Raw genomic sequence first — 16,665 nt, 5'->3', positions numbered from 1 at the left:
CACGCTTTGACCCCGACCACGCTACGGAGCGCCCGATGAACATGCCCGCGGACAAAGTCGTCGAAGCGCTGCGCGCCTCGCTGAAGGAGAACGAGCGGCTGCGCCAGCGCAACCGCCAGCTCGTCTCGGCGGCCCGCGCGCCCATCGCCGTCGTGGCGATGAGCTGTCGCTTCGCCGGCGGTGTCCACAGCCCCGAGTCCCTGTGGGACCTGCTGGCCGGCGGGCACGACGCCGTCGGCCCGCTCCCGCAGAACCGGGGCTGGGCATTGGAGGAGTTCTTCGATCCGGACCCGGATCACCCGGGGACTTCGTACGCGAGCGAGGGCGGATTCCTCGCCGACGCGCCGGACTTCGACTCGGCGTTCTTCGGGATCAGTCCGCGTGAGGCGCTGGCGATGGATCCGCAGCAGCGGCTGTTGCTGGAGACGTCGTGGGAGACGCTGGAACGGGCCGGCATCACCCCGGCGTCGCTGCGCGGTTCGGACACCGGGGTCTTCGTCGGGGCGACCTCGGGCGGCTACGAATCCGAGGGCGGCGGTTCCGAGGGCTACCTGCTCACCGGCACCACCACCAGCGTGATCTCCGGCCGGGTGGCCTACGTGCTCGGTCTGGAGGGGCCGACGGTGACCGTGGACACCGCCTGCTCCTCCTCACTGGTGAGCCTGCACCTGGCGGCCCAGGCCCTGCGCAACGACGAGTGCTCGCTGGCCCTGGCCGGCGGCGTGACGGTGATGGCCACCCCGTGGGCGCTCGGGGAGTTCTCCCGGCAGCGCGGCCTGGCCCCGGACGGCCGCAGCAAGGCGTTCTCGGCGACGGCCGACGGCATGGGCATGGCCGAGGGAGTCGGCATGCTGCTGCTGGAACGGCTCTCCGACGCGCAGCGCAACGGGCACCGGGTGCTCGCCGTGATCCGGGGCAGCGCGATCAACCAGGACGGTGCCTCCAACGGCCTGACCGCCCCGAACGGCCCTTCGCAGCAGCGGGTCATCCGGGCCGCGCTGGCCGACGCGCAGGTGTCGGCCGACCAGGTGGACGCCGTCGAGGCGCACGGCACCGGCACCGAGCTGGGCGACCCGATCGAGGCCGGGGCGCTGATGGCGGTCTACGGCCGGGACCGGCCCGAGGACCGGCCGCTGTGGCTGGGGTCGGTGAAGTCCAACATCGGGCACACCCAGTGCGCCGCCGGGGTGGCCGGCGTGATCAAGATGGTGCTGGCCCTGCAGCACCAGGAACTGCCGCGCACGCTGCACGTGGACGAGCCGTCCCCGCACATCGACTGGACCGCCGGCGACGTCCGGCTGCTCAGCGCGCCGGTGCCGTGGCCGGCCGGGGAGCGGACCCGGCGGGTCGGGGTGTCCTCGTTCGGGATCAGCGGCACCAACGCCCACCTGATCCTCTCCGACGCGCCGGACCCGGTGCCGGCCGAGGCGTCGAAGGGTGCTGACGAGCCCGGTGCCGCCGGCGGGGCCGGCGCGCCGGCGGCGCTGTCGGTGTCATCGGTGTCATCGGTGGCACCCGTGGTGGCGAACGGCGCGCAGCCCTGGATCGTCTCCGGCCACGGCGGCGAGGCGCTGCGGGACCAGGCCGCGCGGTTGCGGGAGTTCGCCGTGGCCCACCCGGGCACCGACGTGCGGGACGTGGCGTGGTCGCTGGCGACGGCGCGGTCGGTGTTCCCCGACCGCGCCGTGGTGATCGGCGCGGCCGGGCAGGAGCTGGCGGCCGGGCTGGCGGTGGTGGCGACCGGGCAGGCCGCCGGGTCGGTGGCGGTGGGCTCGGCCGGCGCGCTCGGCCGGAAGGTCTTCGTGTTCCCGGGCCAGGGGGCGCAGTGGGCTGGGATGGGTCTGGATCTGGTGCGGGCCTCACCGGTGTTCGCCGAGCGTCTGGCCGAGTGCGGCCGGGCCCTGGCGCCCTTCGTCGACTGGTCGTTGGCCGACGTCCTGGCTGATCCGGCCGCGCTGGAGAACGTGGATGTGGTCCAGCCGGCTCTGTGGGCGGTGATGGTCTCGCTGGCTGCCCTCTGGCAGGCCGCCGGCGTCACGCCCGACGCGGTCGTGGGGCACTCCCAGGGCGAGATCGCCGCGGCGACGGTCGCCGGTGCGCTGTCCTTGGAGGACGGCGCGCGGGTTGTCGCTCTGCGCAGTCGCGCGATCAAGGCGTTGGCCGGCGCCGGTGGCATGGTTTCCGTGGCCGAGCCGGTCGATGCGGTGCGTACCCGCATCGCAGAGTTCGGTGATCGCCTTTCTATCGCCGTGGTCAACGGCCCGTCCGCGACAGTCGTCTCCGGCGAGCCCGACGCGCTGTCCGAACTCCTCGCCGGGTGCGAAGCCGAGGAAGTCCGCGCGCGCCGCATCCCCGTCGACTACGCCTCGCACAGCGCTCAGGTTGACCAGCTGCGCGCCGAGCTCGCCGATGCCCTGGCTCCCGTTGCCGCCGGCGAACTGGCGATCCCCATGGTCTCGGCGGTGTCGGGGGAGTGGCTTCAGGGCCCTGAGCTCGGTGCCGGCTACTGGTTCGACAGCCTGCGGGCCACGGTCGAGTTCGACCGGGCGGTCCGTGCCCTGGCCGACTCCGGGCACGGCGTCTTCCTGGAGATGTCGCCGCACCCGGTCCTCACCGCCCCGGTCACCGAGACGCTGGAGCACGCCGGGGTGCTCGACGTCCTGGTCTGCGGCTCTCTGCGGCGGGACGACGGCGGCGCGGCGCGGCTGCTGACCTCGTTCGCCGAGGCGTGGGTGCGGGGCGTCGGCGTCGACTGGCAGGCCGTCATCGGCACCGCCGGGCCGGTGGACCTTCCCACGTATGCCTTCCAGCGTCAGCACTACTGGCCGCGCCGGGTGTTCGGCCGGAACGACGCGACGGCGGCCGGGCTCGATGTGCTCGGGCACCCGTTCCTGACCGCGTCGGTGGAGCTGGCGTCCGGCGCCGGGCTGGTCCTGACCGGATCGCTGTCGCTGCGGACGCATCCCTGGCTGGCCGATCACGCGGTCGGCGGCACGGTGCTGTTGCCGGGCACGGCGTTCGTCGAGATGGCGGTCCGGGCCGGTGACGCGGTCCAGTGCGCGCTGTTGGACGAGCTGACGCTGGAGGCACCGCTGGTCGTGCCGGACTCCGGCGTCCAGGTGCAACTGGTGGTCGGCCCGGAAGCGGACGGGTTCCGCAGCATCGAGATCCACAGCCGCCCGGCCGATCCGGGCGCCCAGGCCCCGTGGACCCGCCACGCCGGCGGCCGGGTCGCCGCCTCCTCCGGCGTGGCCCCGGCCGACGAGCTGGTGCTGTGGCCGCCCCGCGACGCCGAACCGCTCCCGGTCCAGGACCTGTACGAGCAGCTGGCCGCCGGCGGCTACGGCTACGGCCCGGCCTTCCAGGGCCTGCGCGCGGCCTGGCGCCGCGCCGACGAGGTCTACGCCGAGGTGGTCCTGCCCCCGGAGGCCGCCGCCCCCGGCTTCGGCCTGCACCCGGCCCTCCTGGACGCGGCACTGCACGTGTCCGGCTCCGTGCTGCCGCGGGCGGCACCGGGCGAGGTGCGGCTCCCCTTCACCTGGACCGGCGTCCGCCTGCACGCGACCGGCGCCGCCACCTTGCGGGTCCGCCTGACCCCGGACGGCTCCGGCGGCCTCTCGCTCCTGGCCGCGGACGGCGCCGGCCTGCCGGTGGTATCGGTGGACTCGCTGGTCCTGCGCGCGATCCCGGCCGACGGCCCGGCTCCGGCGGCCACCGTGCCGGACGGGCTGTTCGCGGTGGACTGGACCCCGGTGCCGGCGGGCGAGCCGGCCGGACCAGTGGTGGCGCTCGGCGCCACCGGGGTTGCCGCCGACGGCGTGTTCGCGGATGTCGCGGCGCTGGTGGCGGCGGTGCGGGCCGGTGAGCCGGTTCCGGATGTGGTACTGGTCGCGGCCGGCGGGGGCGCCGGCTCGGCGAGGACACCCGCGGCTTCGACGGCTGCCTCGGTCGCGCAGGCGGCCGGGGTTGAGACCGGGAGTTCGGCCGAGGCGGCGGCCGGCGCCGGTGCCGGGACTTCGGCCGGGGCTCGCGCTCGTGGCGCGGTGTCCGATGTCCTCGCCGTGGCGCAGCAGTGGCTGGCCGCCGAGGAACTGGCCGCGTCCCGCCTGGTCGTGCTGACCCGCGGCGCGGTCGCCACCGCCGCCGGGGAGAGCGTCGCCGATCTGCCCGGTGCCGCTGTCTGGGGCCTGATCCGGTCGGCCCAGTCCGAGGACCCCGACCGCTTCGTCCTGCTGGACCTGCCGAGCCAGACTTCTGAGCTCCTGCCCGGCGCCCTCGCCTCCGGCGAGCCCGAGCTGGCGATCCGCGGCGAGTCCATCCTGGCCCGCCGCCTCACCCGCCCCTCCGGTGGCCTGTCGCTCCCCGCCGACGGCACACCCTGGCGCATCGAGGCCGAACGCCCGGGCACCCTCGACGGCCTGGCCGCCGCGCCGCTCCAGCCCTCAGCCCTGGCACCCGGTCAGGTCCGCATCGCGGTCCGCGCCGCCGGAGTGAACGTTCGCGACGTCCAGATCGCTCTGGGCGTATACCCGGGCCAAGTACTGCTCGGTAGCGAGGTGGCAGGCGTGGTCGCCGAGGTCGGCTCCGCAGTGCGGCACCTGTCACCCGGCGACCGCGTGATGGCCCTGGCCGCCGGTGGCTTCGGCCCCTTCGCCGTCGTGGACGCGCGCACCACTGTCCTGCTCCCGTCGGGCCGGTCCTTCGCCGAAGCCGCCGCCCTGCCGGTGGCGTTCACCACAGCCTGGTACGCCCTGGTGGACCTGGCTCAGGCCGCACCCGGGCAGCGCATCCTGATCCGCGTCGCGCCCGACGGCGTCGGTTTGGCGGCGGTGCAGATCGCCCGGCACCTGGGTCTGGAAGTGTTCGCCACGGCCGCCCCGGCCGAGTGGGACACACTGCGTGCCACCGGCTTGGACGACGCGCACATAGCCCTGGCGGACGACTTCGCCTTCGAGCAGGAGTTCGCCGCTCACAGCACCGACATCGTCTTCGACGCCCCGGCCGCTCAGTCCCCGGCCGCCGCGCCCGGCCCCGACCGGCTGGGCGCCATCCTGACCGAGGTCAGAGCCTTGATCGAGGACGGCGTGTTGACCGGCCTGCCGGTCCGTTGCTGGGACGTCCGCCGGATCGCCGCCGCGTTCGGGTACCTGAGCCAGGCCGAGCCCATCGGCAAGGTCGTCCTCACTGTGCCCCGGGCCCCTCGCCCGGCGGGCACGGTCCTGGTCACCGGCGGCACCGGCATGATCGGCGCTCGCCTGGCCCGGCACCTGGCCGAGACCGGCCGCGCCGCCGAGCTGGTCCTGACCGGCCGCTCCGGTCCGGCCGCGGCCGGCGTCCCGGCGCTGACCGCGGCCCTGGCCGGCTCCGGGGCCGGGGTCAGCGTCGTGTCCTGCGACGCCGCCGACCGCGCGGCCCTGGCCGGGCTCCTGTCCCAGGTCCCGGTGTCCTCGGTGTTCCACTCGGTCGGCGTCCTGGACGACGGGGTGCTCACCTCGCTCACCCCCGAGCGCGTCGACGCCGTCATGCGCCCGAAGGCGGACGCCGCCTGGCATCTGCACGAGCTGACCGCCGACCGCGACCTGGACACCTTCACCCTGTTCTCCTCGGCGGCGGCCACCTTCGGCACCCCGGGCCAGGGGAACTACGCCGCGGCCAACGCCTTCCTGGACGGCCTGGCTGCCCACCGCCGCTCGGCCGGCCTGGCGGCGACCACCCTGGCCTGGGGCCTGTGGGCCGACGCCAGCGCCATGACCGGCCACCTCGGCACCGGCGACACCGCCCGGCTGAGCCGGGGCGGCGTCACGGCGCTGACCGCCGCCCAGGGCCTGGCCCTGCTGGACGCGGCCCTGGCCCGGGACGAGGCCCTGCTGGTCCCGGCGCTGCTCGACGTCCCCGGACTGCGGGCCCGCGCCGCCCGGGGCGAACCGGTCCCGGCACTGTGGCGCGGCCTGGCCGGCACCGTCCGGCCCCGGGCCGCCGAAGCCGGGGCCGGGGCCGGCTCGCTGGCCCGTCAGCTCGCGGCGCTCGCGCCGGCCGACCGCGAGCGGACCCTGCTGGACCTGGTCCGCTCGCACGCCGCCGCCGTTCTCGGGCACGCGGTGGCCGACGCCGTGGAGCCGGACCGGGCGTTCAAGGAACTCGGCTTCGACTCGCTCACCGCGGTCGAACTGCGCAAGCGCCTTGGTGCGGCGACCGGCCTGCGGCTGTCCACGACGCTGGTCTTCGACCACCCGACGCCGCTGGTGCTGGCCCGCTACCTGGGCACCGAACTGCTTGCCGATGACGGGCGACTCACCGCCTCGGGCTCCGGCGCCCGGTCGGCCGCCGCCGATCTGACCGACCCCATCGCCGTCGTCGCGATCGGCTGCCGGTTCCCCGGCGGCGTGCGCGGCCCCGAAGACCTGTGGCGGGTCCTGGCCGAGGGGCGGGACACGATCACGGAGCTCCCGCTGGACCGCGGCTGGCGGATCGAGGAACGCTACGAACGCGACCCCGACTCCCCGGCCGTGATCCACGCGCGCCAGGGCGGATTCGTCGATGACGCCGTGGCCTTCGACGCCGGCTTCTTCGGCATCAGCCCGCGCGAGGCCCTGGGCATGGACCCGCAGCAGCGGGTGCTGCTGGAGGTCGCCTGGGAGGCGGTCGAGCGGGCCGGGATCGACCCGGCGACGTTGCGCGGCTCGCAGACCGGCGTGTTCGTCGGGGGCTGGTCGCAGCACTACGAGAGCGTGCTGCGCGAGGACGGGGAAGCGGCGCGGGGCTACGTCCCGACCAGCGACGTCGGCAGCGTGATGTCCGGCCGGCTGTCCTACTCATTCGGCTTCGAAGGCCCGGCGCTCACCGTGGACACCGCGTGTTCGTCCTCGCTGTTGGCGGTCCACCTGGCCGGCCAGGCACTGCGCGCCGGCGAGTGCACGCTCGCGCTGGCCGGCGGAGTGACGATCCTGCCCAGCCCCGGCTCGTTCGGGTTCGGCAAGCACCTGGGCCTGTCGACGGCCGGCCGCAGCAAGGCGTTCTCGGCGGCGGCCGACGGCATGGGCATGGCCGAGGGCGCGGGGATGGTGGTCCTGGAGCGGCTGTCCGACGCGCGCCGCAACGGGCACCCGGTGCTGGCGATCGTCCGGGGCAGCGCGGTCAACCAGGACGGCGCGTCCAACGGTCTGACCTCCCCGAACGGCCCTGCGCAGCAGCGGGTCATCCGCGCCGCGCTGGCCGTGGCCGCTCTGGCCCCGGCCGATGTGGACGCGGTCGAGGCGCACGGCTCCGGCACCGTGCTCGGCGACCCGATCGAGGGCCAGGCCCTGCTGGCCACCTACGGCCGCGGGCGCCCGGCGGACCGGCCGCTGTGGCTGGGCTCGGTGAAGTCGAACCTCGGCCACACCCAGGGCGCGGCCGGGGTGGCGGGGCTGATCAAGATGGTGCTGGCGCTGCGCAACGGGACGTTGCCGCCGACCCTGCACGTCGCCGAGCCCTCGCCGCACATCGACTGGTCCAGCGGCGCGGTGCGGCTGGTGACCGAGCCGGTGCCGTGGCCGGGCGGGGGCCGGCCACGCCGGGCCGGGGTGTCCTCGTTCGGGATCAGCGGCACCAACGTGCACACGATCCTGGAGGAGGCGCCGCCGGAGCCGACGGCTGACGGTGCCCTGGTGCCCGCCGCGGACGGAGCGCTTGCGCTGTTCACCGGCGAGGCCACCGCGTGGCTGGTCTCCGGCCGGACCGGCGAGGCGCTGCGGGCGCAGGCCGAGCGGTTGGGGGCGCACCTGGCCGCCGACGCCGCCGACGCCGCTGATGTCGCCGAAGTCGCTGACGCCACCGACATCGCCCTGGCCCTGGCCGGCACCCGCTCCGTCTTCACCCACCGCGCTGTGGTGACCGGCACCGGCCCGGCCGCACTGCGCACCGGCCTGGCCGCTGTGGCCGCCGGCCGGCCGCAGTCCGGCGTCGCGGTCGGCACCGCCTCCGCCTCCGGCCCCGGCCGCCTGGTCTTCGTGTTCTCCGGACACGGCGCGCAGTGGGCCGGCATGGGTGTGGAACTGGCCGAGTCCTCGCCGGTGTTCGCCGCCAAGCTCGCGGAATGCGAAGAAGCGCTGGCGCCCTACGTCGACTGGTCCCTGCGCGAGGTGCTGGCCGGGACGCCCGGCGCGCCGCCCCTGGCCGCGGCCTCGGTGGTGCAGCCGGCGCAGTGGGCGGTGATGGTCTCGCTGGCCGCGCTGTGGCAGGCGGCGGGCGTGCGGCCGGACGCGGTCGTCGGGCATTCGCAAGGGGAGATCGCCGCCGCGCACGTGGCCGGGATCCTGACCCTGGCCGAGGCCGCCGAGGTGGTGGCGCTGCGCAGCCGGGCCCTGACCGAGCTGGCCGGGACCAGCGGCATGATGTCGGTGGTCCTGGCCGCCGAGCAGGTCGCCGCCCGGCTCGAGCCGTGGACCGGCCGGCTCTGGATCGCGGCGGTCAACTCGCCCGCGGCGACCGTGGTCTGCGGCGATCCGGACGCGCTGACGGAGTTCGAGGCCGAACTGGCCGCCGGCCGGATCATGCGCTGGCGGCTGCCGGCCCAGGACTTCGTCGCCCACTCGGCCCAGGTGGAAGTGCTGGCTGAGCCGCTGCGCGCGGCCCTGGCCGGGCTGCGGCCGCGGCCGGCGGCGATCCCGTTCCTGTCCACGGTCGGCGCGGCCTGGCTCACCGGCCCGGAACTCGACGCCGACTACTGGTACGCCAACGTCCGGCAGACCGTGCGGTTCGCCGACGCGGTCCGGGTGCTGGCCGAGTCCGGGCACCGGATGTTCGTCGAGGTCGGCCCGCACCCGGTGCTGGGCACCGCGGTCGAGGACACCTTCGAGGCCGTGGATCCGGAGCTGGTGCCGGCCGTCGTCGGGACGCTGGTCCGGGACGACGGCGGTGCCGGCCGGTTCCTGTCCGCGCTCGGCGAGGTTCACGTGCGCGGCGGCCGGGTCGATTGGCCCGCGGTGCTCGGCGGCGCTGCGCCGGGCCGCGGCCGGCGCCGGGTCGAGCTGCCGACGTACGCCTTCCAAAGGCAGCGGTACTGGCCCAAGGCCTCGGCCGGCCGGACCGGCGACGTGACCTCGGTCGGCCTGGATCCGGCCGGGCACCCGCTGCTCGGCGCGACCGTGGAGCGGGCCGAGGACGGCTCGCTGCTCTACACCGGCCGGCTGTCCCCGGCCTTGCAGACCTGGCTTCCCGACCACACCGCCGGCGGCGTGGTGTTGCTGCCCGGCACCGCGTTCGTGGAGCTGGCGGTGTGGGCCGGACAGCAGGTCGGCTGCGACCGGATCGAGGACCTGACCCTGCCGGCGCCGCTGCCGCTGCCGGACCGCGAACCGGTGCGCATCCAGGTCGCGGTCGGCCCGGCGGACCAGACCGGGGCCCGGGAGATCGCGATCTGGTCCCGGCCGGAGACGGCGGCCGGGACGGCCTGGACCCGCCATGCCAGTGGCCTGGTGGCGCCGCGTGCCGATGACCGGGACCCGGACTGGGCCGACGCTTTCACCGCCTGGCCCCCGGCCGGTGCCCAGGCGCTGCCCACCGAAGGTCTCTACGAAACGCTGACCGCGGCAGGGCACGGATACGGTCCGGCCTTCCGCGGGCTGGCCGCGGCGTGGCGGGTCGGCGAGGACCTGTACGCCGAGATCCAGCCGCCGGCCGACATCGTCGCCGAGTCCGATCGCTTCGTCCTGCACCCGGCCCTGCTCGACGCCGGTCTGCATCCGGCGCTGCTCGACGCGCGGTTGCGGGCGGCGGCCTCCGGCCCGGACCGGGACGCCGACGAGGCGGTCCACCTTCCGTTCGCCTGGAACGGGGTCACCGTGTTCGCCACCGGCGCGTCGGCGCTCCGGGTGCGGATCACCCGCTCGGCCGACGGCACGCTGAGGCTGCACGCCGCCGATCCGTCGGGGGCGCCGGTGGCCGAGGTGAGCGCGTTGGTGGTACGGCCGGTCCCGGCTGGCGCGTTCGACGCGCTGCGGGCCGGTGCCCTGAGCCACCCGGTGTATGAGACCCGGTGGATCCAGGCGCCGCTCGGCGCCACGATCCCCTCGGGGCGGGCCGCCGTCCTCGGTGCGGCCGGTACCCCGGACGCACAGACCGCCGGTACTTCGGACGCGCTCGGTACTTCGGACGCGCTGACCGCCGGTATCCCGGACGCGCTGACCGCCGGGCTGCGCGAGGCGGACGTCGAGGTGTGGTCGCACCCAGACCTGGCCGCGCTCCTGACCGCAGTCGAGGCGGGGCAGCCAGCGCCGCAAGTGGTGTTCGCCCCGGTTGAGTTCGCCGGGACGGATGCCCAGGCTGCGGTCGAGTCGGCCCTGGCCCTGGCTCAGGACTGGCTGCGGGCGACTGCGCTGGAGGGCTCGCGGCTGGTAGTGCTGACCCGCGGCGCGATCAGCGCCGGGTCGCAGGACCCGGCGGCGGACCTGAGCGGCCAGGCGGTCTGGGGACTGCTGCGAGCCACCCGCGCCGAGAACCCCGGCCGCCTGCAGCTGATCGACCTGCCCGGGTCGGCGGAACAGACTCCTGATGGTCTGGCCCGCACCGTCCTGGCCGCGCTGGCGATCGGCGAGCCGGAGCTCGCGATCCGCGACGGTGCGGTGCTCACGCCCCGGCTGGCCCCGCCGGCCGAAGGCCTGGTGCCGCCCGCGGACGGCACACCGTGGCACCTGGTGGCCGTCGACGGCGACCGCCTGGCCTTGGTCGCTGCCCCGGACGCGGCCGCGCCGCTGTCGGCCGGGCAGATCCGCGTCGCGGTCCGGGCAGCCGAGCTGGACGCCCACGGCGAATCGCGGACCGGCCAGTTCGCCGGCGTGGTCCTGGAAGTCGCTGACGATGCCGCGGACTTCGCGGTCGGCGATCGGGTCTGCGCGGTGGCGCCGGGCGCGTGTGCGACGGTGTTGGTGGCCGAAGCGCGGGCGCTGGCGCGGATCCCACGGGATCTGACCTTCGCCGAGGCGGCGGTCGCGACCGCGAGCGTGGTCCCGGACTTCCGGGCCTTCGACATCCGGCGCGCGCCCGAAGCCCTGCGGTACTTGCGAGGCCATAGCAGCAGTAGCAGCGGTCGGCCGGTCGCACTGATCGACCCCGCTGATCCCGCCGACCCGACCCGGACCCCTGAGCCCGGCAAGGCATCCGATCCCCACCCCCGCGTCGTCCTGACCATCCCGCCGGACCCCTCGGCCCCGCGCCGCCCCGGCACCGCCCTGGTCGCCGGTGGCACCGGCACCCTCGGCGCGCTGGTCACCCGGCACCTGGCCGACTCCGGCCGGGCCGCCGCCTTCCTGCTCACCAGCCGGTCCGGACCGGTCGCCGAGGGCGTGCCGGCGCTGGCCGCCGCGGTGGCCGCGCGCGGGGCCGGCACCCGGGTGGTGGCGTGCGACGTCGCCGACCGGGACGGGCTGGCCGCGGTGCTGGCCGCCGTCCCGGCCGAGCTGCCGCTGAGCACCGTGGTCCATGCCGCCGGGGTGGTGGACGACGCGCTGACCGGCGACCTCACCGCCGAGCGGCTGGCGGCGGTGGCGCGGCCCAAGTCCGGCGCGGCCTGGCGGCTGCACGAGCTGACCCGCACCGCCGACCTGGACGGGTTCGCCCTCTTCTCCTCGCTCTCGGCGACCGTCGGCAACGCCGGGCAGGGCAACCACTGCGCGGCCAGCGCCTTCTTGGACGCCCTGGCCGAGCAACGGTGTGCCGCCGGGCTGCCGGGGTCCTCGATGGCCTGGGGCCTGTGGGCCGACACCAGCAAGATCACCGGGACGATGTCCGCGCAGGACCTGGCGCGGGTCGCCCGCAGCGGGGTGGCGGCGATGCCGGCCGAGGTGGCGCTGGCGCTGTTCGACGCCGCGTCCGCCCGGCCGGAGCCGGTGCTGGTCACGGCCTCGTTCAACACCGCCGCGCTGCGCTCGGCGGCCGAGGCCGACGCCCTGCCGCCGGTGCTGCGCGCCCTGGCCGACGCCGGGCCGCGGCGCCCGGCCCGGCGCCAGGCCGCCGCCACCTCGGATGCCGGTCCCGAGTTGCGGGCCCGGCTGGGCCGGGCCGGCACCGCCGAGCAGCGCACCATGCTCACCGAGCTGGTGCGCTCCGAGGCCGCGGTGCTCCTGGGCCACGCCTCGGCCGGCGAGGTCGACCTCGATCTCAGCTTCCTGGAACAGGGCTTGGACTCGCTCACCGCGGTCGAGCTGCGCAACCGGCTGCACGCCCTGACCGGGGTCCGGCTGCGCGGATCGGCGGCGTTCGACCACCCGACGGTCCCGGAGCTGGCCGCGCGTCTGCACTCCGGGCTGGGACCGGTGGCCCCGGCTCCGGGTGCCGATACGGCCGACGAGCCGGCGACCGGCACCGGCACGGCGAGCGGCGGCGCGAGCGGGACCGGCACGGCGACCTTCGGCCGCCTCTACCGCCAAGCCGCCGCCGACGGCCTGACCGAACAGGCGATGGCCGTGATCCGGGGCGCCGCGGCGTTCCGCCCGGTCTTCACCGCCGAGGACCCGGGGGCCCAGAACCAGCGGCTGGTCGGGGTGACGCAGGGCCCGGGCACCCCGTCGGTGATCACCTTCCCGTCCTTCGTCAGCCGCTCGGCGATCCAGGAGTACGCCGCGCTGGCGGCCGGCTTCCGCGGCGTCCGCAAGGTCACCGCCGCGCCCTCGCCCGGCTTCGCCCCCGGCGAGCCGCTGGCCGCGGACCTGGCGGCGCTGGTCGGCCGGCACGCCGCCGCCGTCGCCGGAACCCTGGACGGCACCCCGTTCGTGCTGGCCGGCCACTCCTCCGGCGGTCTGGTCGCGCACGCCGTGGCCACCCGCCTGGCGGCCGAGGGCCGGGCCCCGGCCGGGGTGGTCTTGATGGACACCTACGCCCCGGGCCGCCCGGAGATGGCGATGGCGTCCTGGTCGCAGCTGCCCGCACTGCTGCTGGCCGACGCCGACCCGGACGAGGACCCGGTCGCCGAGGACGCCTGGCTGACCGCCATGGCCCACTACCTGTCCCTGGACTGGAACGGCCTGGAGCCGGTCTCGATCCCGACCCTGCTGGTGCGGGGCCGCGATCCGCTGACCGAACTCGGGGCCGCGCCGGCCGAGCTGTCCTGGGGACTGTCCGACGACGTCACGGTCGTCGACGTCCCCGGAAACCACCTGACCATGCTGTCGGTCCACGCCCAGACGACGGCGCAGGCCGTCAACGACTGGTTGGACCGGCCGCGGGTCTCGTCCGAAAAGTAAGGAGCTGATATGACAACCGACTACACGGCGCACCGGCTCGCCGTGATCGGCGCCGGCGTGATGGGGACGAACATCTCCGCGCTGGCGCTCGGCCACGGCGTCCCGGTCACCCTCGTGGACCTCGACGAGGACAAGCTGGCCGAGGCCCGCCGGACCATCAAGACCAAACTGCGGCACGCCCAGCTGATGGACGTCCTGCCGGACCGGCCGCAGGGCACCTTGACCACCACGGTCTCGCTGACCGACGTGGCCGACGCCACCACGGTGGTGGAGGCGGTCGTGGAGATCGCCGAGACCAAGTACAAGGTGCTGGCCGAGGTCTCCGGGATCGTCCGCCCCGGCACGACCCTGATCTCCAACACCTCCTGCATCTCCATCGACGAGATGGCCGAGCACGTGAGCCGGCCGGAGGAACTGGTCGGCGTCCACTTCATGAACCCGGCCTACATGATCGAGATGGTCGAGGTGATCCGGGGCACCGGCACCTCGCCGGAGATCCTGGCCGCCGTCACCGGCCTGCTCACCGACCTGGGCCGGAAGTCGCTGGTGATCAACGACTCCACCGGCTTCGTCATCAACCGGCTGCTGCACCCGCTGATCAACACCGCGGCGATGCTCGTGCAGGAGGGGGTGGCCCCGGCCGAGGTGGTGGACGGGCTGCTCGAAGGGTGCCTGGGCCACTCCACCGGCCCGCTGCGCACCGGCGACCTGATCGGACTGGACAACCTCGTGGACTCGCTGCGGGTGCTCTACAAGCAGCGTGGCGACGAGAGCTGCAACCCCTGCGACCTCCTCCTGGAGAAGGTGCGTGAAGGGAACCTCGGCCGGAAGACCGGCCGGGGGTTCTATGACTACGGAAAGGCAATGTGATGACCGCCGAACAGACCGAGCTCACCGCCGGCGAGATCGAGAAGGGCCTGCGCGGCCATCTGGACTCGGTCCTGAACACCGCCGTGGAGCCCGACCAGGACCTGTTCAAGTCCGGCCTGGTCTCCTCGATGTTCGCCATGCAGCTCGTGGTCCACCTGGAGGAGACCTACGACATAGCGATCATCGGCGCGGACCTGAAGCTGGACAGCTTCCGCACCGTGCAGGCGATGACCGAGCTCGTGCTCCGGCTGCGGGCCGCGGCCGCCGGCGCCGATGCCTGACATCCTGGCCGACGAGTTCGCCTTCCTGGGCGAACTCGTCGGCGACCAGCCCGAAGCCTGGGACCTGGCCGGGCTGCTGCCGGTCGACCTGCTGCGCAAGCTCGGCGCGCGCGGCGTGCTGTGCGCCGAGGTCCCGGCCTCCTTCGGCGGCCTGGGCCTGTCCAGCGCGGACAACGGCGCGCTGAGCGCCCATGTCGGCGCGCTGGACAGTTCGCTGCGCAGCATCATGACCTCGCAGGGCATCGCCGCCTTCACCGTGCAGCGGCTCGGCGACCGCGAACAGCGCCGCCGGTACCTGGCGGACCTGACCGGCGGTCAGCTGGCCGCGGTGGCGTTCAGCGAACCGGAGGCCGGCAGCGACCTGTCGGCGATGCAGACCACGATCACGCCGGACGGCGACTCGGTGGTGGTCTCCGGCCACAAGAAGTGGATCACCGGGGCCCGCTACGCCGATCTGCTCCTGGTGCTCGGCCGGTTCGGGGACGACGCCGCCTTCGTGGTGGTGCCGGCCTCGGCACCCGGCGTGAGCATCGAGCCGGTCCCGTCCCCGATGGGCTGCCGCGCGGCCGGGCACAGTGACGTGCGCCTGGACGACGTGAGGTTGCCGGCCTCCAGTGTGCTCGGCGGCGGCGGACAGCAGCTGCAACTGCTGTTCACCACCGCGCTGACCTACGGCCGGATGTCAGTGGGCTGGGGCTGCGTCGGCATCATCCGGGCCTGCCTCAACGCCGCGACCGTGCACGCGCGCACCCGGCAGCAGGGCGGCGTCGTGCTGGCCGAGCACCAGCTGGTGGCCCGCCACCTGGCCGCTCTGCTGGTCGCCGAACAGGTGGCGACCAGGGCCTGTGAGCACGCCAGCCGCTGCTGGGACGCGAACTCCGCGGAGCTCGTGGTCGCCGCGGTGCTGGCCAAGCACGTCGCCGCCACCCAGGCCGCGGCCGCGGCGGCGACCGCGGTGCAGGTCCTGGCCTCGGCCGGGGCCCAGGACGGCCACGTGGTCGCCCGCGCGTACCGGGACGCCAAGCTCATGGAGATCATCGAGGGCTCCACCGAGATCTGTGAGCTGATCCTGGCCCGGCACGCCCTGACCGTCGTACCCGAACCGAAGTGCTGAGCACAACCGAGGAGATCCCTGTGGCTGACAAGCCCAAACTGGTCAAGTGCCTGGTCTGGGACCTGGACAACACTCTGTGGCGGGGCACCGTCCTGGAGGACGGGGAGGTCGAGTTCCCCGAGGAGATCAGGGATGTGATCATCGCCCTGGACTCCCGCGGCATCCTGCAGTCCATCGCCAGCAAGAACGACTACGACCTGGCCTGGGAGCAGCTGGAGAAGCTCGGCGTCGCCGAGTACTTCGTCCACCCCGCGATCGGCTGGGGGCGCAAGTCGGACTCGGTGCGGGACATCGCCGACAAGCTCCAGTTCGCGCTGACCACCATCGCGTTCATCGACGACCAGCCCACCGAGCGCGCCGAGGTCAACTACAGCCACCCCGAGGTGCGCTGCTACCCGGCCGAGGACGCGCTGAAGCTGACCGGGCTGCCGGAGTTCACCCCGGAGTTCGTCACCGAGGACTCCCGGCGCCGGCGCGAGATGTACCAGGCCGGCTTCCGGCGGGACGCGGAGAAGGAGACGTTCAACGGGCCCGACGAGGACTTCCTGCGCTCGCTGGAACTGGTCATGGCGGTCAAGCGGGCCGACGAGGTGGACCTGACCCGGGTCGAGGAACTGACCCTGCGCACCAGCCAGATGAACGCCACTGGCGTGCACTACTCCGACGCCACGCTGCGCGCTCTGCTGACGGACCCGGACAACGAGGTCATCACCGTGACCCTCGCCGACCGGTTCGGCCCGCACGGCGCGGTCGGCGTGCTGCTGCTGGAGTACCACGACGCCCTCTGGCACCTGAAGCTGTTGGCGACCTCCTGCCGGGTGGTCACCTTCGGCGCCGGCTCGGTGCTGCTGAACTGGCTGGTCGACGAGGCCGCCCAGGCCGGCGCGCACCTGGTGGCCGACTTCCGGCCCACCGACCGGAACCGGATGATGGACATCGCCTACCGGTTCGCCGGGTTCACCGAGGAGCCCTGCGACTGCCTGGCCGACCTGCCCGCCCTGGCCGAGGCGGACCGCGACGTCAAACGTCTGCACCTGGTCGCCGACCGGCGGCCCGGGGCGACGACGATGACCGTCACCGCACCCGCGCTGGCGGCGGACCGAGCAGTGAGGGCAGGGGCCCGGGCATGACGAATCAGGGCTGGGCGGAGCCGGTCGCGATCGTGGGGATGGGCTGCCGGTAC

The 16,665-nt window shown here is 74.8% G+C and carries 5 protein-coding genes; all 5 read left to right on the top strand.

All coding sequences use genetic code 11. From position 1 onward, the window contains the following. The first annotated feature begins 35 nt into the window (after nt 1-35). From KGQ19_RS00145 to KGQ19_RS00125, 5 genes are read left to right on the top strand one after another with little or no spacing between them, the layout of a single operon-like run. Nucleotides 36-13,217 carry a type I polyketide synthase gene (locus tag KGQ19_RS00145; protein WP_212006939.1) on the top strand — a complete coding sequence of 4,394 codons (13,182 nt, stop codon included), beginning with the start codon at nt 36-38 and terminating at the stop codon, nt 13,215-13,217. A 9-nt stretch (nt 13,218-13,226) separates the two neighbouring features. Continuing rightward, nucleotides 13,227-14,087, top strand: a complete 861-nt coding sequence (locus KGQ19_RS00140; protein ID WP_212006938.1) for a 3-hydroxyacyl-CoA dehydrogenase family protein — start codon at nt 13,227-13,229, stop codon at nt 14,085-14,087. Continuing rightward, nucleotides 14,087-14,368, top strand: coding sequence for an acyl carrier protein (locus tag KGQ19_RS00135; protein WP_194896950.1), 282 nt, complete (start codon nt 14,087-14,089; stop codon nt 14,366-14,368). Before KGQ19_RS00140 ends, KGQ19_RS00135 begins: the two co-directional genes overlap by 1 nt. After that, nucleotides 14,361-15,482 carry an acyl-CoA dehydrogenase family protein gene (locus tag KGQ19_RS00130; RefSeq protein ID WP_212006937.1) on the top strand — a complete coding sequence of 374 codons (1,122 nt, stop codon included), beginning with the start codon at nt 14,361-14,363 and terminating at the stop codon, nt 15,480-15,482. The genes KGQ19_RS00135 and KGQ19_RS00130 overlap by 8 nt, the downstream gene beginning before the upstream one ends. A gap of 20 nt (nt 15,483-15,502) precedes the next feature. After that, nucleotides 15,503-16,612 (top strand): HAD-IIIC family phosphatase, encoded by a 1,110-nt coding sequence (locus tag KGQ19_RS00125; RefSeq protein WP_212006936.1) that lies wholly within the window; start codon nt 15,503-15,505, stop codon nt 16,610-16,612. The last annotated feature ends 53 nt before the right edge of the window (nt 16,613-16,665 follow it).

Origin of the sequence: Catenulispora pinistramenti (assembly GCF_018274385.1) — a bacterium.
GTDB lineage: Bacteria > Actinomycetota > Actinomycetes > Streptomycetales > Catenulisporaceae > Catenulispora > Catenulispora pinistramenti.
Note: the sequence above shows the minus strand (reverse complement) of the source record. Positions and strands in the feature narration are given on the sequence as shown.